The organism is Exiguobacterium sp. RIT452 (genome assembly GCF_003598705.1).
GTDB classification, from domain to species: Bacteria; Bacillota; Bacilli; order Exiguobacteriales; family Exiguobacteriaceae; genus Exiguobacterium_A; species Exiguobacterium_A undae.
Genome location: NZ_QXJB01000001.1, coordinates 449523 through 476321 on the forward strand (window position 1 = coordinate 449523; position 26799 = coordinate 476321).

At 48.9% G+C, this 26799-nt stretch carries 26 protein-coding genes; 15 read left to right on the forward strand and 11 right to left on the reverse strand.

The genetic code is table 11. The features are described 5' to 3' along the window. Positions 1 to 16: 16 nt before the first annotated feature. The 3 genes from D3D03_RS02275 to D3D03_RS02285 all read right to left on the reverse strand — a co-directional run bounded on the left by D3D03_RS02275 (position 17) and on the right by D3D03_RS02285 (position 2885). Positions 17 to 1318 (reverse strand): VOC family protein, encoded by a 1302-nt coding sequence (locus tag D3D03_RS02275; RefSeq protein ID WP_119922590.1) that lies wholly within the window; start codon positions 1316 to 1318, stop codon positions 17 to 19. 21 nt (positions 1319 to 1339) lie between these two features. Then, on the reverse strand, positions 1340 to 2353 hold the full coding sequence (locus tag D3D03_RS02280) for a hypothetical protein (RefSeq protein ID WP_026833372.1): 1014 nt from the start codon (positions 2351 to 2353) through the stop codon (positions 1340 to 1342). Positions 2354 to 2444: 91 nt separating this feature from the next. Next, positions 2445 to 2885, reverse strand: coding sequence for an RrF2 family transcriptional regulator (locus tag D3D03_RS02285; protein ID WP_026833371.1), 441 nt, complete (start codon positions 2883 to 2885; stop codon positions 2445 to 2447). Positions 2886 to 3025: 140 nt separating this feature from the next. On the opposite strand from D3D03_RS02285, the gene D3D03_RS02290 reads away from it, so the two are divergent. Together D3D03_RS02290 and D3D03_RS02295 are read left to right on the forward strand one after the other, a co-directional pair. Continuing rightward, positions 3026 to 3826, forward strand: a complete 801-nt coding sequence (locus D3D03_RS02290) for a globin family protein (RefSeq protein WP_119922591.1) — start codon at positions 3026 to 3028, stop codon at positions 3824 to 3826. 115 nt (positions 3827 to 3941) lie between these two features. Beyond that, on the forward strand, positions 3942 to 4559 hold the full coding sequence (locus D3D03_RS02295; RefSeq protein WP_119922592.1) for a histidine phosphatase family protein: 618 nt from the start codon (positions 3942 to 3944) through the stop codon (positions 4557 to 4559). A gap of 88 nt (positions 4560 to 4647) precedes the next feature. Here the strand turns inward: D3D03_RS02295 and D3D03_RS02300 are convergent, their stop codons facing one another. Next, the gene (locus D3D03_RS02300) at positions 4648 to 5895 is read right to left on the reverse strand and encodes an MDR family MFS transporter (RefSeq protein WP_026833368.1); all 1248 of its coding nucleotides are present in this window, start codon (positions 5893 to 5895) and stop codon (positions 4648 to 4650) included. A 412-nt stretch (positions 5896 to 6307) separates the two neighbouring features. Here D3D03_RS02300 and D3D03_RS02305 point away from each other — a divergent pair, with 412 nt between their 5' ends. The 3 genes from D3D03_RS02305 to D3D03_RS02315 all read left to right on the forward strand — a co-directional run bounded on the left by D3D03_RS02305 (position 6308) and on the right by D3D03_RS02315 (position 9696). Beyond that, a complete protein-coding gene (locus D3D03_RS02305) occupies positions 6308 to 7894 on the forward strand; it encodes a peptide chain release factor 3 (RefSeq protein ID WP_026833367.1) in 1587 nt (528 codons plus the stop codon). Positions 7895 to 8019: 125 nt separating this feature from the next. Beyond that, positions 8020 to 8490, forward strand: coding sequence for a general stress protein (locus tag D3D03_RS02310; RefSeq protein ID WP_233550616.1), 471 nt, complete (start codon positions 8020 to 8022; stop codon positions 8488 to 8490). Between the two features lie 120 nt (positions 8491 to 8610). After that, positions 8611 to 9696: an MBL fold metallo-hydrolase gene (locus tag D3D03_RS02315; RefSeq protein ID WP_119922594.1), complete on the forward strand. Its 1086-nt coding sequence runs from the start codon at positions 8611 to 8613 to the stop codon at positions 9694 to 9696. A 266-nt stretch (positions 9697 to 9962) separates the two neighbouring features. Here the strand turns inward: D3D03_RS02315 and D3D03_RS02320 are convergent, their stop codons facing one another. Continuing rightward, the gene (locus D3D03_RS02320) at positions 9963 to 11201 is read right to left on the reverse strand and encodes a purine/pyrimidine permease (RefSeq protein ID WP_119922595.1); all 1239 of its coding nucleotides are present in this window, start codon (positions 11199 to 11201) and stop codon (positions 9963 to 9965) included. A 106-nt stretch (positions 11202 to 11307) separates the two neighbouring features. On the opposite strand from D3D03_RS02320, the gene D3D03_RS02325 reads away from it, so the two are divergent. Together D3D03_RS02325 and D3D03_RS02330 are read left to right on the forward strand one after the other, a co-directional pair. Next, positions 11308 to 12120 (forward strand): LysR family transcriptional regulator, encoded by an 813-nt coding sequence (locus D3D03_RS02325; RefSeq protein ID WP_119922596.1) that lies wholly within the window; start codon positions 11308 to 11310, stop codon positions 12118 to 12120. A gap of 71 nt (positions 12121 to 12191) precedes the next feature. Next, positions 12192 to 13382, forward strand: a complete 1191-nt coding sequence (locus D3D03_RS02330; protein ID WP_119922597.1) for an RtcB family protein — start codon at positions 12192 to 12194, stop codon at positions 13380 to 13382. Between the two features lie 110 nt (positions 13383 to 13492). On the opposite strand, the gene D3D03_RS02335 is transcribed toward D3D03_RS02330, so the two are convergent. Next, positions 13493 to 13984 (reverse strand): GNAT family N-acetyltransferase, encoded by a 492-nt coding sequence (locus D3D03_RS02335; RefSeq protein WP_119922598.1) that lies wholly within the window; start codon positions 13982 to 13984, stop codon positions 13493 to 13495. A gap of 113 nt (positions 13985 to 14097) precedes the next feature. Between D3D03_RS02335 and D3D03_RS16950 the strand changes: the two genes are divergently transcribed. From D3D03_RS16950 to D3D03_RS02345, 3 genes are read left to right on the forward strand one after another with little or no spacing between them, the layout of a single operon-like run. Then, positions 14098 to 14286 (forward strand): isochorismatase family protein, encoded by a 189-nt coding sequence (locus D3D03_RS16950; protein WP_255415499.1) that lies wholly within the window; start codon positions 14098 to 14100, stop codon positions 14284 to 14286. Beyond that, complete coding sequence (locus D3D03_RS02340) at positions 14231 to 14584, forward strand: isochorismatase family protein (protein ID WP_255415500.1); 354 nt, start codon at positions 14231 to 14233, stop codon at positions 14582 to 14584. The genes D3D03_RS16950 and D3D03_RS02340 overlap by 56 nt, the downstream gene beginning before the upstream one ends. Before the next feature lie 23 nt (positions 14585 to 14607). Continuing rightward, entirely contained in the window at positions 14608 to 15369 is a 762-nt protein-coding gene (locus tag D3D03_RS02345) for a hypothetical protein (protein WP_119922599.1), read from the forward strand. 81 nt (positions 15370 to 15450) lie between these two features. Here D3D03_RS02345 and D3D03_RS02350 read toward each other — a convergent pair whose 3' ends face one another. The 4 genes from D3D03_RS02350 to D3D03_RS02365 all read right to left on the reverse strand — a co-directional run bounded on the left by D3D03_RS02350 (position 15451) and on the right by D3D03_RS02365 (position 18464). After that, positions 15451 to 15993, reverse strand: a complete 543-nt coding sequence (locus tag D3D03_RS02350; RefSeq protein ID WP_119923083.1) for an NADPH-dependent FMN reductase — start codon at positions 15991 to 15993, stop codon at positions 15451 to 15453. 78 nt (positions 15994 to 16071) lie between these two features. Beyond that, on the reverse strand, positions 16072 to 17055 hold the full coding sequence (locus tag D3D03_RS02355; RefSeq protein WP_119922600.1) for a ring-cleaving dioxygenase: 984 nt from the start codon (positions 17053 to 17055) through the stop codon (positions 16072 to 16074). 57 nt (positions 17056 to 17112) lie between these two features. Further along, positions 17113 to 17547 (reverse strand): MarR family winged helix-turn-helix transcriptional regulator, encoded by a 435-nt coding sequence (locus D3D03_RS02360; RefSeq protein WP_012370037.1) that lies wholly within the window; start codon positions 17545 to 17547, stop codon positions 17113 to 17115. A 179-nt stretch (positions 17548 to 17726) separates the two neighbouring features. After that, positions 17727 to 18464, reverse strand: a complete 738-nt coding sequence (locus D3D03_RS02365) for an alpha/beta hydrolase (RefSeq protein WP_119922601.1) — start codon at positions 18462 to 18464, stop codon at positions 17727 to 17729. 258 nt (positions 18465 to 18722) lie between these two features. On the opposite strand from D3D03_RS02365, the gene D3D03_RS02370 reads away from it, so the two are divergent. Beyond that, entirely contained in the window at positions 18723 to 19472 is a 750-nt protein-coding gene (locus D3D03_RS02370; protein WP_119922602.1) for a nucleotidyltransferase domain-containing protein, read from the forward strand. 87 nt (positions 19473 to 19559) lie between these two features. Here the strand turns inward: D3D03_RS02370 and D3D03_RS02375 are convergent, their stop codons facing one another. Then, the gene (locus tag D3D03_RS02375; RefSeq protein WP_119922603.1) at positions 19560 to 20057 is read right to left on the reverse strand and encodes a hypothetical protein; all 498 of its coding nucleotides are present in this window, start codon (positions 20055 to 20057) and stop codon (positions 19560 to 19562) included. 255 nt (positions 20058 to 20312) lie between these two features. Between D3D03_RS02375 and acnA the strand changes: the two genes are divergently transcribed. The 4 genes from acnA (at position 20313) to D3D03_RS02395 (ending at position 26789) form a co-directional block, all read left to right on the forward strand. After that, positions 20313 to 23036, forward strand: a complete 2724-nt coding sequence (gene acnA, locus D3D03_RS02380; RefSeq protein ID WP_026833352.1) for an aconitate hydratase AcnA — start codon at positions 20313 to 20315, stop codon at positions 23034 to 23036. 66 nt (positions 23037 to 23102) lie between these two features. Then, positions 23103 to 23567: a DUF3939 domain-containing protein gene (locus tag D3D03_RS02385; RefSeq protein WP_026833351.1), complete on the forward strand. Its 465-nt coding sequence runs from the start codon at positions 23103 to 23105 to the stop codon at positions 23565 to 23567. 196 nt (positions 23568 to 23763) lie between these two features. Then, positions 23764 to 24471, forward strand: coding sequence for a hypothetical protein (locus D3D03_RS02390; RefSeq protein WP_026833350.1), 708 nt, complete (start codon positions 23764 to 23766; stop codon positions 24469 to 24471). A 74-nt stretch (positions 24472 to 24545) separates the two neighbouring features. Next, on the forward strand, positions 24546 to 26789 hold the full coding sequence (locus tag D3D03_RS02395; protein WP_026833349.1) for an AAA family ATPase: 2244 nt from the start codon (positions 24546 to 24548) through the stop codon (positions 26787 to 26789). The last annotated feature ends 10 nt before the right edge of the window (positions 26790 to 26799 follow it).

A 26799-nucleotide genomic window follows, 5' to 3' on the forward strand; every position in this document is an offset into this window, starting at 1 on the left:
GCGACTCCTTCTTTTTTTAATGACTGATTGAGATGATACCGTCCTCGATTTTGGCCTGACCGCCAATCGGAAACGTAAACAGCGGCATCGTATGACCAAAGTCGGCACCGGCAATGACCGGAATGGACATTAGCGAAGGATACAACTGCACCAAATAGCGTAACTGCTCCTCGGTCATCTGTGTCGCGAGTTGGAAACGACCGAAGACGATCCCGCGGATGGAGTCCGCACCGGGCTGTGCCATCAAGGAGGCAAAGTCGCGGGCGAACGTCGCCGGATGGACTTCGTAATCATCTTCAAGAAACAGGATGCTGTCGCGCAAGTCCGGGAAATAAGCAGTTCCTTGCAGGAGATTGAGCGTACACAGGTTACCGCCGAGCAGGCGTCCTTGTCCAGAACCGGCTGACAAGATAACCTGTCCGGGGTTCGGAAGCGTAACGGACTTGCCGTCCTGCGTATCATGCCAATTGCTGCTCGACTGAATCGTTAACGGATCATCCGTGAACAGCATCTGTTTGAACGCTTGGAGCGTGTAGGCATCACGCGCGGCCAGTCCACGCAACATCGGTCCGGAATAGGTGACAAGACCACTTTTCGTAAAGATCGCTTGACTGAGTGCCGTGATGTCTGAAAACCCGCAGAGGATTTTCGGATTTTGACGAATCAACGCGTAATCCAGTCCGTCGAGTAACTCGTTCGAGCTGAACCCACCACGGACACACAGGATCGCATCGATGGAAGGATCGCTGAATGCCGTATGCAAGTCATCAATCCGACAAGCAGGATCACTTGACCCAAACGGATTGACGGCGCGGGCATGCTGGCTGATCGAGACCCGAAGACCCAATGATTCGAGCACGGTAACCGCACGATCAATCGTCTTGACGTCAACCGTCGCTAGACTTGATGCCGGAGCAAGCAGGCGGACGTGTGAACCGTCCGACAGCCGTTTCGGAACGATCGGTGTCAGTTGTTGTTCAATACACTCGATCCGGTTACCAAACGGATCCGCCGTGAAAAAACGGCGCCGGGGAGCGAGACGATCATCAAACTGAACCGGATAACCGGCTGCTCCTAAACGTGCTGCCACGTCGTCCAGATGCGAGAATGTCAGACCCGGGTGCGCTTTTTGAGCGGGTTGGAACGGTTCTTCGATGCCGAGGTGAAGAGCAGCGCCGTGATCTTCGAACCAGACGCCGCCACTCGCTTGGACACCGCTTGGTTTTTCGACTTCCTTCATATGTAAAAGCCCGGTATAAAACGACCGAGCTTGTGATTCTGAACCTGTTGGGGCAGCAAGCTGTACATGATCTAACATCGGTACACATCCTCTCAAGAATTAAACGATGAATTCAGTGACCCGTTTGAGTTCCCGTTCGACGAAATTCAAGTAAAAATGTCCGTCGATCCGGCGGTCCAGTTCTTGTGCGACTTCATAGATATTCGAGCGCAATACACCGAGATAGGCGACTTCCGCATGGCGGGCGGCGCGGTACGATGCGGCATAATGTGCGAGCAGGAATTGAAGGTAACCGCGGTCCGTCAGTAACGGAATCAATTGTTTTTTCTCTTCCATTGACCAGACATAGTTCGGGTCATAGTACATCTCCGCGTAAAGATGGTACGGTTCGTCACCGCCTGTAAAGAGCGGTTTGACGCGTTTGACTTCCTGAGTCAACTGGTCCGTCCAATCAAACCGGTCTTTCTTCCGGCTGATGAATAACGGTAAGATGTAAGGATGGGCTTGATCCGGCATCCGGGAACAACCCCGTTCATGGCGGATGGCTGCATAGAGCAGGAGGGCCCGGTCTTCGAATCCGCGTTCGATGGCATACGTCATCCGGCTGAAGCCCTCACAAGACGGGCAGTCGCTCAGTTCGTCCGGTGGAGCGTCGACCCATTCGGCGAGGTAATGATCCGCCTGCTCTTCATCACCCAGTTTGCTGTAAAGCATGAAACCGATGTAGTCACGTGTCCGGGAAAACCCATGGGTGTCACAAAAATCAACGAAACGGTCAAAATCTTCTTCAAGTAAAGCAACCGGCATATCTTCTTGTTCTGCCGCGTAGATTAAATAAGATTTATAATTCCAGTACAGGTCAAGTTCCTGCTTTGGGGTCAAGGTCAATTCATCTTTTCGGATCCAATCCATCAATAAAGAAAATGAAACCAAAAAGGAGCGGAAGTGACCCAGGTCGAATTGGTTTTGAGAGAAGGTCCACAAGGCAAGGGGACGGAGTGTTGCATCGGTCGTATCTTCGAAAATCGTCCACAGGGATTCGCCGCGTTCAAGGGACGGATCGGCTTCTTTAAGACGAAGGTATAAACTGTTTAACTCTTCATGAGGGTTCATCTGTACCCCTCCTTTCTTATATAAGTATACCACGCACATCATCAGAAGGCGTCGATGAGGTCGGTGAACAAAAAAATGATTCCGCCCACGATTAATCGCGGCTCGGAATCATTTCAAGGATCTGTCGGTGTGTTGCGTTTGTTGGATGAAGTAAATCGCTTATCGTGTAGCTATTCAGGACTTGATGGAACGCAGCAATCGCGTCATCAAAAGCTTCACGTGCGGGATCTAGCGAGGGCAGCTCTGCTGCACCTTCGAGTGGATCTAAAAAATGAATCGTTGGTTCAAATAGCTGCACAACGTCACCGATATAAATTTCATCCGGCGGACTCGCTAAACGAAATCCACCACCGCGACCACGAACAGAATGGATTAAACCACTTTGTCCTAAACGATAGACGACTTTCATCAGATGATTTTTTGAGATGTCGTAACAATCCGCTACTTCCTGAATTCGGACAAGTCGATCAGAGTGTGCCCCGGCAAATAACAGGGATCTGATTGCATAATCCGTATAACGTGTCATGCGCATTTTTATCACCTACTTAACCATCATCCTAGAGAAGTATTTCTGGAAGTACAAGTTTGAATGTGTTAAATCAAAGATGCATTTTAGAGATTGAATTTAGAAGGCGATTTTGCCATAATAAGCGATGAAAGGTAGGTCATGTCATGCATTTCGACCAAGCGTTACACCTGTTACAAACAGTCGGACCGGAGATGGAACAAAAAGGATTGCGGATTGCCAGCCGTTTCTATAAACAATTGGAAGACAAGCATAGCTCAACCTTGCAGGAATTTGAAAGTCAAACGACTGCTTCTCAGAGTTTGGAGTTACGGATTCTGCGACTCGGACAGCTGTTAAAGCACGTGACGAATCAGGAGGAGTCCAGTGAACTGTTTAAATTGATTTTATTGAATGAAATCAATCAGACAAAATCGTTTATCATGACGTATCCGGAAATCGTCAGTACAGAACTTCTCTTGGCGATTCAAACAGAATTGGAATTGGCACCGACGGATCCGGTAATGGAAGCGTGGGAAGTCGTCCATCATCAACTCGTCGAAACATGCCGTCATTTTTATAAATACAAAACGCAAGGGAACTGGGCACGACTCGACGTCTTATTGGTCGCAGAAAATCATCATCTCGGAGCTGTCATCGATGAAGCACGGTATGCGCTGATGAGTGGGCGGAAAACAACGATTCTCCATGTTCGCAATAAAAAGCCATCTTCGAAGAAGCTGGCGACAGCACTGAATGTCCTGACGAAACAAGGATTGATCTTCCACAGTATGCAGACAGAAGAATGGGACGAACAACTCGAACAGTTCCTGAGATTAATTTCGATCGGCGACCCGATTACCTTTGCGAGTGGATCCAGCCGGTTCATTACCGAAGTACAACGGACGTTGGAACCGTTACCGGTCATATTTAGTCCGTTCGTCGCAGACGGGGTCTTGCCTTCTTGACGGAACTCAAATGGTGAGATGACTTCGGAAGAACGCAGAAGTCCTGTTTGTCGTGAAAGCATCCTTAATGGTAAAATAATGGATAATTCACGCATGAGGGAAAGAGGGACAATGGATGCCGATGATTTATTTGACCCGTCACGGTGAGACGGAATGGAATATCGAAAACAGATTGCAAGGGTGGAAAAACTCTCCGTTGACCGCCAAAGGACAACTGTATGCTGAAAAATTAGGGGAACACTTGCAAGACATCCCGTTTCAAGCCGTCTACTCGAGTCCGAGTGAACGTGCACTTCAGACGGCGCAATTGATTTGTGACGGACGGACGACACCGATTCAGACCGATGCCCGCTTAAAAGAAATTCACATGGGCGAATGGGAAGGTAAGACACATGATTTCTTAAAACAGAATGACCTGGAAGCCTATACTTCGTTTTGGGAGACACCTCACCTGTACGTTTCAAAGACGGGGGAGAGTTTTGATGTATTAAAGAATCGTCTCCTTGAATTTTTAAAAGCGATACAAGTGAAACATCGAGAAGAAACGGTTTTAATTGTCACACACGGCATCGCGATTAAAGTGCTGTTATCTCATTTCAAAGGGACTGCCATGGAGCACTTGTGGACGTCTTCCTTCATTCACGGGACCAGTCTGACGATTGTCGAGTCGACGGATCAGGGAGACGTGGTTCTGCTTGAAGGCGATATGACACACGCAAAGCAGGAAGCGTGATCTTCATTCTGTACATACAAAACCCCCGGACCGGACACTTACAACAAGTGTCTGATCCGGGGGTTTATTTGATGTCAATCTTGCACGATCAAGCGGATTGCGATAACCGTTTTGCCCGACGGATTGATCGGTCGAGTGCCAGGTAAACGAGACCGGACAAGCAACAGGCGACCCCGACCCCGGCGAGCGCATATTGTCCGTTTCCGGAATCAAGGAACAGGGATCCGAGCAGCGGTGCCGTGACACCGCCGATCAACCATTGGATGCTGGCAGCACCGTTATAGGTTCCGCGCAAGTGTTCCGGTGCAATCAAGGCGATGAACGTCATTTGAACCGGGGACATGATCATCTCACCGAGGGTATAGAGGGCGTAGATGACGAGTAACACCGTCACGAGCACCAGATACTCCGTTCCGAGTGAAAAGAGATACGACGGAATGAAGGCGAGTAAAATCATGCCGATTCCAAAAATACAGGCTCCGAGCAGCATGACCTTTCCGAATGCTTTGCCGGACAAGCGGGCGGCGATCGGGAACTGGAACAAGACAACCATGATGCCGTTTAAGCCCATCAAGTACGGGAACGGATTTTTGTCGTTCGGCAGACCCGGCAAGGCTTCTTTCAGGAAAACCGGTAACATGCTTTCGACGAGTGCAAAGCCCATTGAGATGAAAACACCGGCTGCGATGAAAATTAAGAAGACATTGTCTTTGCGCAGGACGGTGAAGGCGGATAACTTCGGTTCGTCACCGGTGTGTTCGATCTGATCCGGTTTTGTTTCTTGGATGAAGATCAACAAGACGAGTGCATACACGAAAAAGACGGCGGCCGCAGCGTAGAAAATCAACGTTCGATCGACGAACAAAACGGCACTTCCGATCAGCGGACCAAACGCAGCCCCGACATTATGCCCCATCCGCAGGAGCCCAAACGATTCGTTGAGTCGTTCCGGCGGTGTGACATCGGCGACCATCGCACTGGCGGCCGGGTGGAACAAGGAATTCGTCAGACCGAGTAAGGCATTCATTAACAATAACGGCCAAAACGAATCGGCGAACGAGAAACCGATCAAGGCGACGACATCGCCGACAATCGAGATGACCATGAGCGGTTTACGACCATACAAGTCGGCGAGATACCCGCCGAGGAAGGAACCGAACAATGAAGTGATCGGTCCGGTCGCCATGATGAGACCAACCAAAAAGTACGAATCGAGTTGTTCGGAATAATACAGAACAAGAAATGGTGCAATCATGAACATCATGACTCCGGTAATCGTTTCCCCGACGAACCGGATCCAGATGTTGCGGTCAAGCTGTTTTAATGCAGTAAACATAAACAAAACCCCTTATACTTCCGTTTTTAGACCATAAAAAAGACGGATACGCACAAATATGGGCATACCCGTCCTGATATAAGAGGGCAGCATGTACGTATACGCATACGTACACCCTGCTTAATTAAAAATTAAACGATTGGGTGACGTACAGTTGTAGCCAATACGTAAATCGATGGTTGCTGATTAAATGATTGTGACATTGTACGTCTCCTCCTTCTTGTCATAGTAACTTCCTCGTCATCGTATAGAAGATCGAGTGGAGTTGTCAACTTGAAATCTGAAAATTAAGTCAACAAAGTGAAATGGACGAGACTGCGAAAATTCGGTATGATAGACTAGTTGCGAAAATGAGCGAGGTAACCACTTTTTAAGAAGATTTTTAATATATAGGTGAAAGGAATTACCCTACATGACAAAATTACTCCAAACCGAAGTCGAGAAACGCCGGATCTTCGGAATTATTTCCCACCCGGATGCCGGGAAAACGACATTAACTGAAAAATTCTTACTCCACGGTGGCGCGATTCGTGAAGCCGGATCGGTCAAAGCGCGGAAAAACTCGAAATTTGCGAAATCCGACTGGATGGAGATCGAAAAACAACGGGGAATCTCCGTTACATCATCCGTCATGCAGTTTGAGTATGACAAAAAAATCGTCTCGATCATGGATACACCGGGTCACTCCGATTTCGGGGAAGATACGTACCGGATCCTGACAGCCGTTGACTCAGCGATCATGGTCATCGATGCCGCAAAAGGGATCGAGTCGCAAACGAAAAAACTATTCCAAGTCTGTCGGATGCGCGGGATTCCGATCTTTACGTTCATCAACAAGATGGACCGTCAAGCGCGTGACCCGCTCGAATTGATGGAAGAGCTCGAAGAAGTTCTCGGGATTCCGTCGGTTGCTGTTACATGGCCTGCAGGATCAGGACAACAGTTTGAAGGCGTCTATGACCGCGTCAACGAGAAGTTCCATTGCTTCAAGAACGACCGTCTGACGATTGATCTTGGTGAAGAAGGACTCGCGAACGACCAGTTGGCGTCAACGATCAACAACGAGATGTACGATACATTGGTGGATGAAGTCGATCTGCTCGACGGAGCGGGAAATGCGTATGACGAAGAGTTGATTGCGAAAGGTGAATTGACACCGGTCTTCTTCGGTTCTGCCCTGGTTGACTTCGGAATCACACCGTTGCTTGAGCATTACCTCAACTTGTCACCGTCGCCGACACCACGTGAGTCGAACAAAGGACAAATCGAGCCGGCACAAGAATTCTTCAGCGGCTTTGTCTTCAAGATTCAAGCGAACATGAACCCGAATCACCGTGACCGGATTGCCTTCGTGCGGATCTGTACCGGAAAATTCGACCGCGGGATGGAAGTCGTCCTGACGCGGACCGGCAAAAAAATGAAGTTATCCCAATCGACGCAGTTCATGGCAGACGAGCGGGAAACGGTCAACGAAGCGTTTGCGGGAGATGTCATCGGTCTGTATGATTCCGGCAACTATCAAATCGGCGACACGATCACGAACGGTGATCCAAGTCTTCAGTACGAAGCATTGCCGACATTTGCACCGGAATTGTTCCTCAAAGTCTTTACGAAAAACGCACTGAAATCAAAACAGTTCCAAAAAGGTGTGGAACAACTCGCCCAAGAGGGAGCGATTCAGGTCTACAAGACCGAATACAACGAGATCATCCTCGGCGCGATCGGACAACTTCAATTTGAAGTCTTCGAACACCGCCTTAAAGGGGAGTACGGCGTTGACATCTTAAAAGATGCGGCGAACTTCCAAGTCGCGAAGTGGGTCAAGGTGACGGAAATCAGTGAAGTCAAGAAGTTGACGGATTCACGGACCGTCCTTGTCTACGACCGTTGGGAAAATCCGGTTCTGTTGTTTGCCAACGACTTCGTTTACGAACGATTCGTTCAGAAAAATGACGGTGTCATCACGCTTGTTGATTCACCACAGTTACTCAAAGATTAATCGAAGTGAGACGTGTTTTTCCGATTCAGCGGAAGACACGTCTTTTTTTCGTTTTGAGATGACGAAACAAGGGTAAAAATTGAAGTCTGTAAATTCATATCTCTTTGAGAGGAATGGTGTTGACGATGGCAAAGAAATTTATCGGAATTTTTCATGATGAGTCGAGCTTACATCAGAAAATGCAAGCGTTAAAAGAGCAAGGTCACAAGGACTCCGATTTTTCAGTGGTTGGACGGGACGAAGCAGCGGATGAGGCGTCCGGTGCGTCATGGATCGACCAGATCAAATCAAAATTCAGTCACGAACCGCCACTGCGTGAAACATTAAAGCGGGTGGGGCATTCCGATCAAGAGGCAGAACAACATTATCAAGAAGTCGAGCGGGGTGGAATCGCGCTGTTCGCAAAAGACCGACATGACGATCATGACCATGACCATGGACATAATCATGACCATTCACGCGACCACCTGCATGACGAAGGGCACCGGCATGATGGAAAAGTTGAAAATCCGGGTGTCAACGATTATGAGTCGGAACACGAATCCGATCACGATAAAAGCGATCGTTCAAAATGGAAAGCGGACGATTTAGACTAAAACAGTAGACGTAAAACTGAGTATCTCAGTTTTACGTCTTTTTTGTGAAAAGTGAAGTTTGTTCATTACCGCTTTAAAAATCGCCGATGCTATACTGGTGATATCAAAGAGGTGAAGAAAATGAAAAAAACAGTAGCAGCATTAGCCGGACTCGGCGTCTTTGGAGCGGTCTTCATGACCCGTTATCCGTTATTCGGTCGCCGGCCGTCAAAAGCAGATCAACAGCAGTATACGCGTTCGCGTCAGTTTTCGAACGGAAAGTTTCAAAATGAATTACCGTTCCAACTGAAGATGGAATGGGAGACAATGAAAAGTATTTTAAAAGATTACGGTCGGGAATTACCGTCGTTAAAGCCGGTCAAGCCGTTACCGGTCGTACCGTTTGAACGACGGACGGACGGAACCGAGCCGCGGGTGACCTGGTTCGGACATTCGGCGTTCCTGCTTGAACTCGATCAACAGACGATTTTCTTTGATCCGATGCTCGGCCGTGCCCCGTCACCGTTCCCGAAACTCGGAGGCGGACGATTCCAAACGACGGCACCGGTCGATCTCGATGCGTTGCCGCCGATTGATCTTGTCATCTATTCGCATGACCATTACGATCACTTGGATTATCATTCGATCTTGGCGTTAAAAGACCGGGTCGGGCGATTCATCGTCCCGCTTGGTGTCGCAAGCCGCCTAAAAGGCTGGGGTGTAGATCCGGACCGGATTACGGAACTCGATTGGCACGAATCGGTCGAGACGAATGGTCTCCGATTGACGGCAACACCCGCCCGGCACTATTCGGGACGAAATGGTCTTGATCAATTTTCGACGCTTTGGGCGTCATGGGTAATTGAGGGATCGAAGAAAGTCTTCTTCAGCGGAGACAGTGGCTACGGTCCACACTTTAAGGCGATCGGGGAACAGTATGGTCCGTTTGATGTCACCATCATGGAATGTGGCCAATACGATACCCGGTGGTCGAGTTCACACATGTTGCCGGAACAGACACTCGCTGCGCATCTCGATGTTAAAGGGGACGTGCTGATTCCGGTCCACTGGTCGGCGTTTACGCTGGCGTTTCATCCGTGGTACGAACCGGTCGAACGTTTGCTGAAAGAAGCCGTAAAATATGAGGTGTCGGTCGTGACACCGATGATCGGTGAAAGTGTCACCGCGGCCAGTGAAACACGCAGATGGTGGCGTGAGGTACGGTGAAATGAAGTGAACTGAAGTGAACTGAAGTGAAACTCGTCTTCCTTTCCCGTGCTTTCCTCAGGCGAGACACGAGCCGCGGCGCCTGTTCCTTTCGGACGAGGAGCCGGGTCTCGTTTGTCTCTAACAGCGCGAAAAGCACGCGCTTTTTCCTGTAGGAGTCACGGGAAGAAGCCGAGTGTAATGGACTGCTTTCATATGATTTCAAACACAAAATCCCCACTTTGTCGCGTTTTGCGAGAAAGTGGGGATTTTACGTTGACTACAGATTAACTGGCAAGTCGTTCTGATTGAGCATCACGTCGTGAACGGAAACGTTCGATGACTTCAAACCCAAGCACAAGCATCGTCCCGATCAATAAGCCGTTACTGAAGAACGGACGTAACGTCAGCGGCAGGATTTCCGCCAAAACCGTCGATTGCAACAGAATGCTGATTCCGATGACGGCACAAATCGCAAAGGCATGTTTGCGACGGCTGTTCGTCATGCTGCTTTCAGCGGACTGCCAGGCAATCAGGAACATGTGCGGTAACGTTGCGAGCAAAGCCGCACTGGCGACACTGCGAGGCAATGTCGCGATGATGCCGATGATGCTCGGGAAAAACCCGACCAAGGCGATGACAAGTGAGGCAATTAAAAACGGCCGGCGTTCCTTACTTCCTGTCTGGGCGATGAAACCACTTGTGATTGGCAACGGGACCGGAACGAGCGTCGAGAACGTCGCCGCGATCAAGTGAATGATCCCTTCAACCGTCAGCCCCTGATTCAAGGCCCCTTTTTTCTGAATCGTCGCTTCGACGGCGCTTAACGCGGCAATCAAGTTGACGATTAAAAGAATCGCAAACGGAATCGCGACCAGAAAAGCACTGCCATCAAATTGCGGCATCCCGAACGGTAACGCGGTCGGAACGGCAAAGACACCGGACGCTTCCGGTAACGACGGACGGCTGACCAACCAGCCGACGACTATTCCGATCATCAAGGCGAACGGACGGAGGCGGGTCGGACCAAATTGACTGAGTCCGAGGACAAGCAGGAATGTCAGAATGCCGGCAAGACGTGTTGCTTCGACGGCGAGAACGGCACCAAGCATGACGCCGGTCAGTTGAATACATAATAAAAGCAAAAACGTTCCGCTGACGAGCGGCGTAAAGACCGGTAATAAAAAACGGGTCCATCCCGTCAACCCGAGGAAAATCAAGACAACGCCGGCAATGACGACAGCGGCCATCGCAATCGTGAAGGCCGTCTTTGAATCGACCGGCAACGCGGCGATGACGACAAAGATGCTGACCCATGAACCGGCAGGACCGGACACGATCGGTAAACGGTGACCGAACAATCCATGGAGAAAACAGGCAATTCCTCCGACAAAGAAGGAGCGTTGGACAAGTGCGGCCGTCTCGACACTCGAGAGATCAAACAGGCTCGCGACGACGATTGGCAAGGCAATCGTATTGGCTAATAAGAAAATAATCCACTGGACCGTGGACGTCGTACGTTTCACAAAAATCGTCTCCTTTAAAAATCGCTGATTTCAGCATCGTATCATATGATTGATGTTATGATTCATACATATTTATGACTGAAAACATATGAAAGAGATGATGAATATGGATTTACGCCAATATCGGTATTTTTGCGCGGTCGTCGAAGAACAATCCGTCACACGGGCGGCGGAACGACTGCGGATGGCACAGCCTGCGTTGACCCAACAAATTCGGAAGATGGAAGAGTTGCTTGGTGTACGGCTGATTGAACGGGCGGGACGCGGCATCCGGATCACGGCGAGCGGCGAGCGGCTGTATGAACGCGCCGTCTCCTTGTTGCGGTATGAAGCGGAAACCCGGATTGAAGTCAGTGACATCAAGGAAGGACGGACCGGCATCTTACGGATCGGCGTCAATACGTTATCCGCCGGTCGATTGACGGGATGGGTGCAAGAGATGAAACGACGACATCCCCGGATCACGTTGCAAATTCATCAGGGCGAGTCTGCTGCCTTGATTGATCGTTTGAAGGATCATGCGATCGACGTGGCACTCGTCCGGCTGCCGATTGAGGCACAAGGTGTCACGATCGAGTGGATGGAAGAAGAACCGTTTTACCGAGTCCATCATCCCGATTTTCCGGACGCCGACGTCATCATTCCGAGTCAGGAAGGACTTGGTGTCTTTCAGACGCTCAGCCAGCAGTTCGGGGTCGTCTCGCAGGAGACCTGTTCCGACGTCTTGACCTTGATTGGACTTGTCCGCAGTGGACAAGCGGTGACACTGTTACCGGAAAGTACGCTCCATGAGCTCGATATGACGGGACTGGTGCGGGAAAGGTTACCGGACGCGACGAGTACGACGGCTCTAGTCTGGTTGACGGAAGACGGTCAATCGGCGTTGACCCAACAATGGGTCTCAATTGTCCACGAGTAAGAACGAATTGTTAAAAAAGGGATTTTATAGGATACTTGAATAAGAGACAGGAAGGTAAGGGGGAGGATGAAATGAAGACGATTCGCGGAAAGTACGGCGAAGCGAAGATTTTTACACACAATGTCGATGACATGACGATTGAGCAAGTGACGGGGATGCTGAACGAAAACATTGCTGTCGACGGCAATGTCCGCATCATGCCCGATTGTCATGCCGGCAAGGGCTCGGTCATCGGCACGACGATGCGGATTCACGATAAAGTGGTGCCGAATCTCGTCGGTGTCGACATTGGCTGCGGCATGTTATGTACACAAATCAACCGTGAAGGAACAGCCGGCGTCGATTATGAGAAGTTGGATGCTGCGATTCAGGCACTGGTTCCGAGCGGCATGTCGGTCCGCAAACAGCCGCACCGGTTATCGGAACAGATTCCGTTTGATCAAGTATTGGCACCGTTTAACGAAACACGCGCCCGATTGTCGATCGGCACGTTAGGCGGCGGGAATCATTTCATCGAGCTGAATACAGACGAGGAAGACAATCTCTACCTCGTGATTCATTCCGGCAGCCGGAATCTCGGAAAAACGATTGCCGAGCATTATCAAAAGTTGGCGGAAGCGTCACAATTCACCGTCGATACCGAGGCGATCGTCGCATCGCTGAAAGAACAGGGACGGGAGCAGGACATCCAATCGACTCTGGTCGAGTTGAAGAGTCAGTTCAATGAAACGAATAAAGATTTAGCGTACGTGTCCGGTTCTGATATGGACAACTACCTGCATGACTTAAAAATCGCCCAACGCTACGCGGCACTGAACCGTCAAGCGATGACGGAGGTCATTGTTGAAGCGATGGGCTGGTCGGTCACGGAACAGTTCGATACGATCCATAATTACATTGATCTCGAACAAATGATTCTCCGAAAAGGTGCGATTTCAGCGCAAGCCGGTGAAGTCGCCATCATTCCGATGAATATGCGCGACGGTTCACTGATCGTCAAAGGAAAAGGTAATCCGGACTGGAACTATTCGGCACCACATGGGGCAGGACGGATCATGTCCCGTTCGAAAGCATTTAAATCCGTTGATCTGAAAGCGTTTGAAGCGACGATGCAGGACGTCTGGTCGAGTTCGGTCGTCGAATCGACACGTGATGAGTCACCATTCGTCTATAAGCCGATGGAGGAAATCATCCGGAACACGATGGATACGGTCGAGTTACTTAAAGTCATCAAGCCGCTTTATAACTTTAAGGCGAAGTGATTGGCGGAAGCCGGAGTGAACGTTCTTAAAAACAGTAGACATACCAAAATGCAACCTTTTGATTGGAAATGAATCAGAAGGTTGCAAGGTGTTTGCTTTCACAAGAGGAGTCAGGGAGAAATGAACTTATACGTGTCTTCGTCATGCGTACTCTTTACGAATCCGGCTTTTAGAAGCACGGATTGCGAGGCGTGATTTTCAAGCTCGGTATAGGCGCAAACCTGTGAGACCTTCATGTCCTGGAGTCCGAACCGGGTAACTGTTTTAACGGCTTCTGTCATATAGCCGTAACCCCGAAAGTCCGGTTTTAATACATATCCAATTTCGGCGATGTTATTTTGATAGCCTCTACAAAAACAGCAGTTCCCGATGAATTCGCCAGTCGACTTTAAATACAGTCCCCACGTAATGCCGTCCCCGTTGAGGTAATCGAGGGCAATCTGACTCAAAATCCGGATGACATCCCGGCTGTTCTGTGCCTGATGACCATCGTAGACCGTAATTTCAATCATGTGGTTCGCTTCGCTTAACCGGATTTCTCTTAAGAGGAGCCGTTCGCTCGTCAGTTCAGGAAAAACGTCAAAGTAGTATTTTTCTTTCACGGGGCATGCCTCCTTGAATGTGCTTCTTACCTCAAGTGTACGTTATCCGATCCGAATCGGAAGCAAAACATCATCAAAACTAAAAATCCGTTTATTCATCAGGAGGAACCCACATGCCAAAAAAAGCTTTAGTCGTCATCGATATTCAAAATGACATGACAAAAAACTACAAAGAAGTCATCGGGACGATCAATCAGTCGATTGACTGGGCAGTTGAACAAAACATGCATGTGGTCTACATCCGGCATGAAAATTTATCGGCCGGAACGAGAACGTTTAAAACCGGGACACGTGGCACCTGATTTGAAGATCGTGTCGGATCACATTTTCACGAAATATAAGGGCAACGCCTTAACAAGCGAAGCGTTCGCAGCATTCATTGAGCAAAACGACATCACCGACTTTTATCTGACCGGTGGAGACGCGACGGCTTGTGTCAAATCGACTTGCTTTAACTTACGTAAACTGGATTACGACGTGACGGTGATTACGGACGGCATCACGAGTTACAATAAAAAGAAACTTCCGGAAATGATTGAATACTATGCGAAAAAGGGCAGTCACATCATTCAATTCAATGATTTACTTTCGGTTGATTAACGTTGTTGAAGGAGAGTGTTAACATGAAAAACGTCATCAAGTTACTGGTTGTTTTGTCTGTCTCATTAGGTCTGATGTTGACAGGTTTTCCGTCAAACGAAGCCGTGGCGAAAACGAAAAAGGAAACACAACATGACACTTTTAAAAAGCTGAAAATGAACGCCTCGATGACCAGTGTTGCGAAAGTCATGTATGGCAAAAACTATAAAAAACACCTGTGTGACCGCCCGGAAGATGAGGTGAAAGTTAATCTTTTGTGCAGTGGTGAATTGAACGATTCCAACACATACGATAAAAGCGGAAAGCTGAAATATTTGAAGTATGAGTTCTATCTGTACCCAGATGCAAAGGTATCGAATGAATCGGACAATCCGGATGAAGTGACGTTCCAAACCGTCCGCATGTTGCTCGTATTTAAATCAAAAGAACACAGTAAGCAGTTAAAACTCGTCGAAAAACATTGGTTTGACTCATCTGCTGTCAATTCCAAACGTGTCTATAACGATCAAAAGATTAAAAAAGGGATGACGAAAAAACAGTTGGATGGCGTGCTGACGGGAACAGGGATTGGGAAATATGAGAGAGTCGCGTATATCGACTATTCAAAAGCCGGAAAGCAAGCCGGTAAAAAACAGCCTGTTTTTCCAAAAGCGTACAAGACGTATTCGTATTCTGTCTTGAACCAGAAAGAGAATGTCCTCTATTACTTCGAAACGAAGTACAGTCGAACGAAAAAAGAGTACGTGGTTTCGTATGTCGATACGTGGACGGAAGACAACAAATGAAAAATGAGAGAACTCCCAAAGATAAGGAGTTCTCTCATTTTTTTGCCTGTATTCAAATATTCTTTAAAGGGAATGGAATAATCAACGAATCGTTTTTAAAGCGCCAGCCCAAGGGATGACTTGATCGAGCATTTGATTAACGGAATCTGCTTGAACCGGTGCCGCTTTTAACACGGCTCCATTCTCAAAGTCAGTGAACAGCGAGAGGGCAGGGTGGACCCGGACGTCTGCGATCAATAATTCGCCTAAAATACCGCGTAAATGTTCTGCTGCGCGTGCGCCGCCGACTGAACCGTAGGAGACGATACCGGCTGCTTTGTTGTTCCACTCGACACGGAGATAATCGAGGGCATTTTTCAATGAAGCGGAAATCGAGTGGTTGTATTCCTGTGTGATGAACACAAATCCATCCTGAGCGGCAATCGCTTCAGACCATGCAGCTGCACCGGATGCATCGCCGTCCTTTTCGCCGAGCAGCGGCAATTTGTAGTCGGCGATGTCAATGATCGTATAGTTGGCGTCTCCGCGGTTGTCCGCCAGCTCTTTCACCCAGTTCCCGACCTGTGGGCTTAAGCGACCTTCACGTGTGGATCCTAAGATAATTCCGATGTTTAATTTTGTCATGTTCGTTTCCTCCTCTTGTTGTGGTGTTTTCTTCGAACCAAATAAATTCTTGAACATACTCAATTTAATCCCTCCGGATCATAAATATTCTTTTTCGATCTTGCGTGTGCTGCGGACGGTATCGATCGGGCGGACCATTTGTTCGATTTGTTGACGTTGCGATTCGAGGAACGGTGGTAACGATAATTTCTCTCCGACTGTTTCATACGGCTCATCACCCAAGAAACCGGGACCATCTGTTGCCCATTCGAACAGGACGCCGCGTGCGACACGTGCATACAACGATTCGAAGAAGAAACGATCGACGTAGCCTGATGTGTTGAATTGTAAGTTGTGCATCCGTTCGATCCATTCATTTAAAGCGGCTGTATCTTCCACCCGGAACGCCACGTGATGGACGGTTCCGAATCCTTGGCGTCCGCTCGGAAGGAGGAGGTTATGTTCGACGACGACCTGTGCTCCGTTACCGCCTTGACCCATTTCAAACAAATGCAGTGATCCTGCTTGATCAATTTCTCGCATCAGCATCGCTTTTTCTAAGACTTCTTTTAACCGGTCAAATTCGGCAATCCGGATGTGGATTGGACCTAAGCCGGTGATGGCGAATTCTAATGGAACCGGACCGTTTTGCCACGGAGTTCCGGAGGCAATGCCTTCGTTATGCTCGTCTGAAATCAGCATATACTGCTGGTCATCGAAATCGACGAACGAGAGGGTCTTCTTACCGAACTGTTCTTTAATGCCGCGATGCTTCACATCGTATTTATCAAATCGTTTGATCCAGTAGTGGAGTGCTTCGTCCGTCGGCACGCGGAAAGCGGTTTTAAAGATTTCATTTGTTCCGTGTGTTCCTTTTGGAATGCCCGGGAAGTCGAAGAACGTCATATCGGTACCGGCTGATCCTTTATCGTCAGCGAAGAATAAATGATAGGTCTGAATATCGTCCTGGTTAACAGTTTTCTTGACCAAACGCATGCCTAAGACGTTTGTGAAGAACTCATAGTTTTTCTCGGCACTGCTTGTGATGGCCGTGACGTGGTGGATTCCTTTTAATTCATTCATCTAAATCGCTCCCTTAATCGTTATTATCTCGAATTCGAGATATATAGGTAAAAAAATTTAATTATTTTGGGCTTGGTAGCCTATTTTTTTAGCAGTCTTAATGAACAATTCAATTTCCGCCTGGTCAATCCCTTGGAAAACCTGATTAATGGCTTGTTCATGTTCCGGAAAAATCGTATCCATTAACGTTTGACCTTCTGTGGTGAGTTCCGCAAATGTCACGCGCCGATCCTCCGGACAGGCTTGGCGGACGACGTAGTTCTTTTTTTCGAGCTTATCGATGACATAGGTGATGCTGCCGCTGGTAATCAATACTTTTTTCCCAATCAGCTGAATCGGTTGCCTTCCTTTGTGATACAACAACTCGAGTACGGAAAAATCAGTCGGATTTAGTCCGGACTTCGCAACATCCTGTTTGATGACTTCATGAAGCGCGTCGACTGCGCGAACCATGACTGTCAGTGCTTTTAAGTTCGGATTCGGCTGTTCCATTTCGTTCACCTCTTTTTATCTTCAAATCATATATCTTTAATTCGAGATAAATATACCATCTGTTTTTTATGGCGTCAATTGTTTTGATTGGTTTCTGATTACAAGAGCCGAGATTCATACAGCAGCATGAAAAAAGGCAGCCCGTATCGTACGGGTTGCCTTTAGGATGGGGGAATACTTCACCATTTCAGTTCATTTAAAAAAGTAAGAATGTCTTGGTTGATTTCGTTCATGTCTTTCCCTAACGTCATTAAATGTTTCGAATGCGCAAATCCTTTAATCGTTTTTTGATCCGAAGTTACGCTTTGGAAAATCTTCTCGGCACTCGTCTTGTACGAGGGGTCATCCATTTCCCCGTACAGGACATGAACAGGCGAGGTAATACGTGCCAACTGATCTCTCGTCTGATTAATGAGGTGTTCGAAGTGGGTCAGCGATTCAAAAGGGAGGTGATCCAGTTCAGCCATTTCAGATGCAATCTGCTGGTCCTCTTTTCCTTCGAGCTGTTTATACCGCCGGGCATAATAAAATATTCGTTCTTTTAGAACGGCTGCTTCCTTATACATGGGTACGGACATGGTGACTACACCGTTGATCTGCAACTCCTGTGCTGTTTTTAAAGCAAGAACACCACCCAGTGAGAGACCGACGACTGCTATATGTTCAAATCCTTTGTCTTGCAACAGTTGATAACCGTCGAGGGCATCTTGCCACCAGTCGGCTGGTCCGTAGTTCAGAAGTTCTTCTGCCGGCAGACCATGTCCACTGAGTGTCGGGGCGTAGCAGGAGTACTGATTTTGCTGCAAATAGCTTCCAAGCTTTTTCATATCATTCGGATTACTGGTGAAGGAATGTAAGAGCAGAACAGCTTTTTTTCCACCTTCATAATAAAAGGGTTTTGGAGGTAATAATTTCATAGAAAGGAATTCCTCATTTCATCATAGTTCTTATTTTTATATATGTACGTTAGTTCGCCTTCACTTTATAGTCAGTTAAGATGGTATTACCGATAGTAGTAAGCATCTCGGAGTTAACAAAAGAGTTTACTAGAAAAAGTAAGTTGTCTTTGCTGAAGACGGGGTTAATCATTTGATAATATTGTATCAATTTACCAATGGTTATCGTAGATGATGTTGAATTTTCCTGAACAGAAATGAGTTGGAGGTGTCGATTAAATGCAATTACCTACACGACTTGGCACCGATGAGGCCGGCTATATTATTAATCAGACGAGTAGAATGCGTATACAAGTGATGTATCGTCCTGTCATTGACGAAGTGATAGGCTTGTTGAAAAAACAGTTTGGCGAAGTACTTCACAGCGTATACGTATATGGCAGTATCGGTCGCGGTACAGCCGTTGCAGGAAAATCGGATTTAGATTTGACGGTTATTGTAAGAGAGACTGTTCACATTGACGCTTTAAGAGAAGAAACAGAAGACTTGTTGGAGCGGCATCCTGAAATTATTAAAGTTGATTACGACATAGGCATCCTTGATACAGTGCTCAGTCCTGAGAATCTTTACGAATGGGGCTTTTGGATACGTCACGTCTGTTCCTGTATAGATGGTTTCGACTTATCTGATCAATTTCCAGATATGAAACCGGACGTGCGCATTAGTCGTGCTTTGAATCAAGATTTATCCGTTGAGCTACGAATGGCTCATGAAAAACTAGAGGCCGGCGAGATGACTCGGATGGAAAAAAGATCCCTTGTAAAACGGATGATTCGTGGCGCTTACTTGAACGTTAATGTAAAAGATCAAAGTTTTGCGTCCACCATTGAGGACAGCCTGTCTATACTGCGTCTGTATTTTCCTGAGAATATACTGATCGAGGATTTAGCGAAGTCCACTGACAAGATTGAGCTTTCAGATGAATGGTTACGTAAGTTGTTGCATCGATATGCTTTAACGTTTATTTAATGTTGGTTATCTGTCACGCATAAGAATGTTTTCGGAAATAAAAAACGCCCCCGAAACAACGGGGACGAAGCAACAATCTTTTTTCAATTAAACCGTCTCATCCGTAAACGTTTCACCGGTCCGGCGCACGGTCGCTCCGAGTTCCGCCGCAATCGCGTTGATCGCTTCCGAATCCTCGTTGACCTCACTGATGATGATGACGCCGTAGTGGTCGGGATTGATCTGGTTGAGTGTCCGGTTAAACAAATCAAACGAATCGCGTTCGTTTTTTTCGTCACGATTCGCCCCGATCAGGTATCCAGCGACGGAACCGACGAGCATGCCGAACGGTCCGCCGACAACGCCGACCGCCATTCCGATCAACGAGCCTTTAAACGATTGATCCTGTTGCGTGAAGTCGATCGCATCGATGAAGGAGAAGCCGTCCGTCTCATTGCGCTCGGCGAGGACCATCTGTTCCATTTCAATCTCTTTGATCGCTTCGAGGTCCTTGATCATTTCAAAACCGGTTTTTGCCTTTTCCAAATCATGAAAAACAATCGTCGTCACGACGTGTGTTGCATCGTTGTTTTTATATTGTGCCATAATTTCCGCCTCCAGAAAGTTCTGATGTCGTTCTACAATTTAGTAGTACCCGTAACAGAACCATTAAAAACTAGAAACGGTACGTCGTTGTAAGCATATGATTGATATAGCTTCTCAATTAGCCGATAAGTAAAACTTATCGAAGGTCTTTTGTTCTTTCAAATTGTAACGAGACCCATATTATACTATGATAGAGCTGTACAAGTAAGCGGTATCAGGGGCTTGATGTCGTCAACACTTAAAGGGGGAATCAGCATGAAGCAAACGCAACCAACGCAAGACGTGTTTGGTGCACGCCGTTCGTTTGAAGCAAACGGTAAAAATTACAACTATTACAGCCTTGAAAAATTGGAAGAACTCGGTCTGACGGAAGTCAAACGCCTTCCATATTCCATCCGTGTGCTGCTTGAATCCGTTCTTCGTCAACAAGACGGTCGTTCGATCACACAAGAACATGTCGAAAACTTGGCGAAATGGGGAACTGCCCAAGTGTCGAATGATATCGATGTGCCGTTCAAACCGTCACGCGTCATCTTACAAGATTTCACGGGTGTTCCGACAGTCGTCGACCTCGCGTCACTCCGTAAAGCGATGCAGGACCTCGGTGGCGATCCATCGGTCATCAATCCGGAAGTTCCGGTTGACCTCGTCGTTGACCACTCGGTTCAAGTCGATGCTTACGGATTCGCCGGCGCACTCGCTGAGAACATGGATCTTGAGTTCGAACGCAACGAAGAACGTTACAAACTGTTACGCTGGGCGACAACGGCATTCGACAACTACCGTGCTGTCCCGCCGGCAACAGGAATCGTCCACCAAGTCAACCTTGAGTACTTGGCATCGGTCGTCCTTGAAAAAGAAACGGCTGACGGTTCAGTTGACGTCTATCCGGATACACTCGTCGGAACGGATTCCCACACGACGATGATCAACGGACTCGGTGTCCTTGGTTGGGGTGTCGGTGGAATCGAAGCGGAAGCCGGCATGCTCGGACAACCGTCATTCTTCCCGGTTCCTGAAGTCATCGGTGTCCGCATCACGGGCGAAATGCATCCTGGAACAACAGCAACGGACGTTGCCCTCCGCGTGACGGAAATGCTGCGTCAAGAAAACGTTGTCGGGAAATTCGTTGAGTTCTTCGGACCATCCCTTCACCTGATGTCACTGTCTGACCGCGCGACAATCGCCAACATGGCGCCTGAATACGGTGCGACATGCGGATTCTTCCCGGTTGATACGGAAACGTTGACGTACCTCCGTCTGACAGGACGCGAAGAAGCGTTGATCGAAAAAGTCGAAAACTACTCAAAAGCAAACGGCTTGTTCTACACGCCGCAAAATGAAGATCCAACGTTCACGAAGACGGTTGAACTTGATCTGTCGACAATCGTTCCTGCCCTTGCCGGACCAAAACGTCCACAAGACCGGATCGATTTGACGGACGTGCACACGTCATTCCAAAAAGCGTTGACAGCACCACAAGGAAATGCCGGTTTTGGTCTTGCTGAAGAAGAAGCAAGCAAAGTCGCTGTCGTTCAATTTAAAGACGAAGCGGTTGAGATGCGTACGGGAGACCTCGCGATTGCAGCAATCACGAGCTGTACGAACACATCGAACCCGTACGTCATGATCGGTGCCGGACTCGTTGCGAAAAAAGCAATCGATCTTGGACTGACGGTTCCGAAATACGTCAAGACATCACTTGCACCGGGATCAAAAGTTGTTACGGATTACCTTGAGAAATCAGGACTTCAGCCGTACCTCGATCAACTCGGCTTCAACACAGTTGGTTACGGTTGTACGACATGTATCGGAAACTCGGGTCCACTTGACCTTGCCGTCGAAAACGCGATCCTCGGATCAGACCTGCTCGTCTCGTCTGTCCTCTCAGGAAACCGGAACTTCGAAGGACGGGTTCACCCGCTCGTGAAAGCCAACTACTTGGCATCACCACCACTCGTCGTCGCGTATGCGATTGCCGGAACGGTTGACGTGGACATCATGAACGCGTCACTCGGAACAGGCAAAGACGGACAAGAAGTCTTCTTCGCGGACATCTGGCCGTCACGTGACGAAATCCAAACGATCATCAACACGGTCGTCACACCGGAAAGCTTCCGTGCGGAGTACGATTCAGTCTTCACAGGAAACGAACGTTGGAACAACCTTGACGTGCCGACAGGCGATCAGTATGACTTCGACGAAGCGTCGACATACATCCAGAACCCGCCGTTCTTCGAGAACTTGGCGAAAGAAGCCGGTCACGTCGAAGCGTTGAATAACCTCCGTGTGTTCGGTAAATTTGCGGATTCCGTCACGACGGACCACATCTCACCAGCCGGTTCGTTCTCGAAAACGACACCAGCCGGACAATACCTCGTCAACAAAGGGGTTGCACCAAAAGACTTCAACTCATACGGTTCACGCCGTGGTAACCACGAGATCATGATGCGCGGAACATTCGCGAACATCCGGATCCGTAACCAAGTCGCTCCAGGTACAGAAGGCGGCTTCACGACGTACTGGCCAACAGGCGAAACGATGGCAATGTACGATGCTGCGATGAAGTACAAAGAAGATGGCACAGGTCTTGTCATCCTCGCTGGTAAAGATTACGGGATGGGTTCATCACGTGACTGGGCAGCGAAAGGTACAAACCTTCTTGGTGTCAAAGCCGTCATCGCCGAGAGCTTTGAGCGGATTCACCGTTCGAACCTCGTCATGATGGGTGTCTTGCCACTCCAATACGCGGCCGGCACATCGGCTGAATCGCTTGGCTTAACAGGCGAAGAAGCGATCAGCATCGCGATCGACGAGTCAGTTCGTCCACGTGACGTCGTCGAAGTCACAGCGACAGCCGCTGACGGAAAAGTCACGAAGTTCGAAGCAATCGCTCGTTTCGATTCAGAAGTCGATATCGATTACTACCGTCACGGTGGAATCCTACCGATGGTTCTCCGCGAACGCTTGCAAAACTAAACCGTTTACATTAACGTTTGAGGTGGGGGCAACCCCACCTTTTTTGATGCAGAAAGGGGCGAGACCGTGAACCGCTTTAAGAAATGGTTTCAAGCAAAAGAAGAACCGCCGTTGCCCGTTCGCGATGTCACGCTCGATGAAGTCAAACGGGCGACACACGATTTTGAACTGGCGTTGCCCAAAGGAACGAACCGAACGATTTTACTCGATCAGGAACAACGGATCGATATGGCGCGACTGGCACCGCACCTGGGTGTCCGTTCGACGCAGGTCTTCTATATGTCACGCGAGACGTTTGCGATCATGGAAGCGAAGGACCGCGCGACCGTTTACGAGATGGATCATGTCCAGGTCGCCGTCGACCGGTATTTCGACAAAGAGCGCAAGTTACCTCTCAAACCGTACTCGAAGACGTTTCAAGTCGATTGTGCGAAATTGTTTGAACAAGGTTATTTACGCGAGCTGCCCCATCACACGTATTACCTCGTCGATGAATCGATGATTGTCTCACTCGAACCGAAAACAGATTAAGCGTACCGGACTGCCGTTCATCAGCAGTTCGGTTTTTGTATGCAGATGGCCAGCTTTTGAAAAAACCAGGTAATTGTTCAAAAGTCTGACGTATTTCCTCAGAAATGCGTAAATCTTGGACAAACCCTTTGTATTCTAAGCCTAAAACCGATACCATTAACATGAAACGAGACAAATTTAGGATGGTGTACATGGCATGACGAAACGAACGAGCACATGGATTGCAGTCGCAATCGTGGCAATGGCGATACTCCTTGCCTATAATTTTTACCTTTTGAATAAGACACAGACCGCTAATGAAGATAAAGCCGAACCGGTCAAACCGTTTTATACGATGTCGCGCATCCAGTATGTCGAAAAGAAATTGTCGACGACGGAAGATGCACTCGAAACACGGACGTATGAAGTCGTTTTTGATGATAAAGGACGTTTCCGGACAGAAGTCATCGACGGTCCATCAAAGGGAACGATGGCGATCTGGGACGGGAAGATGTTCCGGGAATACAATGCGGACGGTAAGTTGTTGAACGAAACGGAAGCATCGAAGAGCGTCAGTGCACCGCGTCCGTTCTTGTCACGCGGATTCAACGAACAGATCCTCAAGTTCATCGAAGACGGTGACTTTGGTCAAGTCGAAGGGGAAGCGGACATTGCCGGCAATGCAGCCGACGTCTTCGTCAAAAAAGAGCCGTCGAGCACGGTGCCGAAAGAATGGATCAAGCAGTATCCATCTTTCTTCGATAAAGACGATAATGCCGAAGAAGCGACCTACTATGTCGCGTCCGACCGGTCAAAAGTACTCGGAGCCGAGTCCCGCAACAACGGAAAGCTGTTTTATTCCGTCAAGATGCAGAAACTCGAGACACTGGATACATTCGACCCGAACTGGTTAAAAGCTAAATGATGAGAAACCGACTGGAGCGTCACATCGTGACGGTCAAAGTCGGTTTTTTCGAGAAGTAGGAGGGATTAACAAAGATGGAGACGTTCTCAAAAGAGGAGATGTTCAAACAAATCGAGGCGTGGGAAGGCGGCGCGAAGGTCGAGGAAGTCCTGGCCTTACGTTATGCGCAAAGCAGCCGTCTGTTGCAGGAAACCGGGGCACTCGTCCGGATTTTAGCGTTGCTGGTCGAGCACCGGTATATCATGACCGGACGGATCGATGCGTTGGCCGAGAGTTGGATGCAGGAAATCCGTCAACACGACCGCCTGCCGGAACGACTGGAACAGCTGCTGATCGAACAACAGTTGCAAAGCAGCTACCAACTGCTGGTCGCCAATACATTCCCGACGATTCGGGAAACGGACAATGCCAATGCCAAACGCTCGGCGACAAAGGAATTGATCCAACAGGCGGGACAAATCCTGCATGAAACGGAGCAGGTCGTCGAACAAACGGAACGGTTGCGCCGGATGGATGCTGCACGGTGGTCGGAATTGTTTGAAGCCGGCAAAGCCTTGCTGTTGTCGAGCGCGACGCTCGAACAGATTGCGACGGAGTTTCTCGACAGCTTACAGGAACGGTTTTATTCCCGCGATGCCTTCCGGGAGATGACAGAGCTGAAGGCGACGGCAATCCAAGACCTACGCCGTGTCGTGTCCTTGTTGCCGGCAGAGATCAAACAGGTCGAACGGTCGGCGCTTGAAGAACTCGATGCGATGATCGGACTGGAGGATATCAAACTGCGGGTCCATCAGATGTACCGTTTTTTGAAGTATCAGCAAAAACGGACGTCGGACGGGTACCGTTCGAGTGATCAACCGTCGCTCCACATGATCTTCATGGGGAATCCCGGAACCGGGAAGACGACGCTCGCCCGGCTGATGGCGAAGATTTACCACGAGCTTGGACTGCTCGAGCGTCCGGAAGTCGTTGAGACGGACCGGTCGTCACTCGTCGGAGCGTTTGTCGGACAGACGGAAGAACAGGTCATGAGTAAAGTCCGCGAAGCTGTCGGCGGGGTCTTGTTCATCGATGAAGCCTATGCCTTGAAACGGGCCGGTCAGAGCGGCAACGATTATGGACAGGCAGCAATCGATACGCTCGTCGCCGCAATGACGAGCGGTGAATATGCAGGACGGTTCGCCGTTGTTCTCGCCGGTTATCCGGAAGAGATGCGGGACTTCTTAAAGGCCAATCCCGGTTTGCGAAGCCGGTTCCCGGAATCGAACCATTATCTGCTGGCGGACTATACCGATACGGAGTTACTTGAAATCGGACGCTCGATTGCGACTGCGAATGACTATGTCCTGACGGAGCAGGCAGAACGGGCGTTGCTGTCCCGGCTCGAACGGGAACGCGTGGATGCCAGTTTCGGAAACGGACGGGCGGTCCGAAACATCGTCCTCGACGCAATCTTTAAAAAAGGCGCAAGCCTCGGAGAGAGTGCCAGTCATGAGGATTTTGCCCTGCTTGAACAAAGCGATTTTGAGCTTGTCGCCTCAGACGACAGTACGGTCGAAGAACGGCTGAACCAACTCGTCGGACTTCAGCCGCTTAAAGCAGAAATCAAACAGATCCAAGCCTTGTTGTCGATGCAAAAACGCCGGCAGGAGGCGGGCTTTAAAGTCTTGCCGGTCGAACTCCATGCCGTCTTCAGCGGAAACAGCGGAACCGGAAAAACGACGGTCGCAGCGCTTTATGCGGACGTCTTGCAGCAGTGCGGTTACTTGAAGCGCGGGCATCTGAAAGTCGTCAGTCGCGCCGATCTCGTCTCGGGTTATGTCGGTCAAACGGCGAAACAGACGCGGGACGTAATCCGTGACGCACTCGGCGGTGTCTTGTTCATCGATGAAGCTTATGCGCTGAACGGCGGAGCAAACGACTTCGGCAAGGAAGCGATCGATACGCTCGTCGACGAGATGACGAAACATGCCGATAATCTGGTCGTCGTCCTCGCCGGCTACGAGCAACCGATGCAGGCGTTACTCGCCAGCAATCCCGGACTGAAGTCCCGGTTTAAGCGCGAGTTCCACTTCCCGAATTACGCGAAGGACGAGCTGATCGAAATCATCATCAACTATGCTGCGCAGTATGGCTATCAGTTGACGGATGATGCGAAACAGGCGCTCGAGCAAATGATTGAGACGGTACCGAACGGCAATGCCCGCGCAGCGATTACGATCGTCGAACGGGCGATTGCCAAACAATCCGTCCGATTAATTGACAAACTTAGCTTAAGCGGTTCAGAATGGTCCTATCTTGAAAAAGAGGATTTTTAAGGGGGAAGTT

Coding starts and splice junctions, on each gene's coding strand:
- D3D03_RS02275 (WP_119922590.1), bottom strand. CDS start 1,318: ATGTTAGATCATGTACAGCTTGCTGCCCCAACAGGTTCAGAATCACAA.
- D3D03_RS02280 (WP_026833372.1), bottom strand. CDS start 2,353: ATGAACCCTCATGAAGAGTTAAACAGTTTATACCTTCGTCTTAAAGAA.
- D3D03_RS02285 (WP_026833371.1), bottom strand. CDS start 2,885: ATGCGCATGACACGTTATACGGATTATGCAATCAGATCCCTGTTATTT.
- D3D03_RS02290 (WP_119922591.1), top strand. CDS start 3,026: ATGCATTTCGACCAAGCGTTACACCTGTTACAAACAGTCGGACCGGAG.
- D3D03_RS02295 (WP_119922592.1), top strand. CDS start 3,942: ATGCCGATGATTTATTTGACCCGTCACGGTGAGACGGAATGGAATATC.
- D3D03_RS02300 (WP_026833368.1), bottom strand. CDS start 5,895: ATGTTTACTGCATTAAAACAGCTTGACCGCAACATCTGGATCCGGTTC.
- D3D03_RS02305 (WP_026833367.1), top strand. CDS start 6,308: ATGACAAAATTACTCCAAACCGAAGTCGAGAAACGCCGGATCTTCGGA.
- D3D03_RS02310 (WP_233550616.1), top strand. CDS start 8,020: ATGGCAAAGAAATTTATCGGAATTTTTCATGATGAGTCGAGCTTACAT.
- D3D03_RS02315 (WP_119922594.1), top strand. CDS start 8,611: ATGAAAAAAACAGTAGCAGCATTAGCCGGACTCGGCGTCTTTGGAGCG.
- D3D03_RS02325 (WP_119922596.1), top strand. CDS start 11,308: ATGGATTTACGCCAATATCGGTATTTTTGCGCGGTCGTCGAAGAACAA.
- D3D03_RS02330 (WP_119922597.1), top strand. CDS start 12,192: ATGAAGACGATTCGCGGAAAGTACGGCGAAGCGAAGATTTTTACACAC.
- D3D03_RS16950 (WP_255415499.1), top strand. CDS start 14,098: ATGCCAAAAAAAGCTTTAGTCGTCATCGATATTCAAAATGACATGACA.
- D3D03_RS02340 (WP_255415500.1), top strand. CDS start 14,231: ATGAAAATTTATCGGCCGGAACGAGAACGTTTAAAACCGGGACACGTG.
- D3D03_RS02345 (WP_119922599.1), top strand. CDS start 14,608: ATGAAAAACGTCATCAAGTTACTGGTTGTTTTGTCTGTCTCATTAGGT.
- D3D03_RS02350 (WP_119923083.1), bottom strand. CDS start 15,993: ATGACAAAATTAAACATCGGAATTATCTTAGGATCCACACGTGAAGGT.
- D3D03_RS02355 (WP_119922600.1), bottom strand. CDS start 17,055: ATGAATGAATTAAAAGGAATCCACCACGTCACGGCCATCACAAGCAGT.
- D3D03_RS02360 (WP_012370037.1), bottom strand. CDS start 17,547: ATGGAACAGCCGAATCCGAACTTAAAAGCACTGACAGTCATGGTTCGC.
- D3D03_RS02365 (WP_119922601.1), bottom strand. CDS start 18,464: ATGAAATTATTACCTCCAAAACCCTTTTATTATGAAGGTGGAAAAAAA.
- D3D03_RS02370 (WP_119922602.1), top strand. CDS start 18,723: ATGCAATTACCTACACGACTTGGCACCGATGAGGCCGGCTATATTATT.
- D3D03_RS02375 (WP_119922603.1), bottom strand. CDS start 20,057: ATGGCACAATATAAAAACAACGATGCAACACACGTCGTGACGACGATT.
- acnA (WP_026833352.1), top strand. CDS start 20,313: ATGAAGCAAACGCAACCAACGCAAGACGTGTTTGGTGCACGCCGTTCG.
- D3D03_RS02390 (WP_026833350.1), top strand. CDS start 23,764: ATGACGAAACGAACGAGCACATGGATTGCAGTCGCAATCGTGGCAATG.
- D3D03_RS02395 (WP_026833349.1), top strand. CDS start 24,546: ATGGAGACGTTCTCAAAAGAGGAGATGTTCAAACAAATCGAGGCGTGG.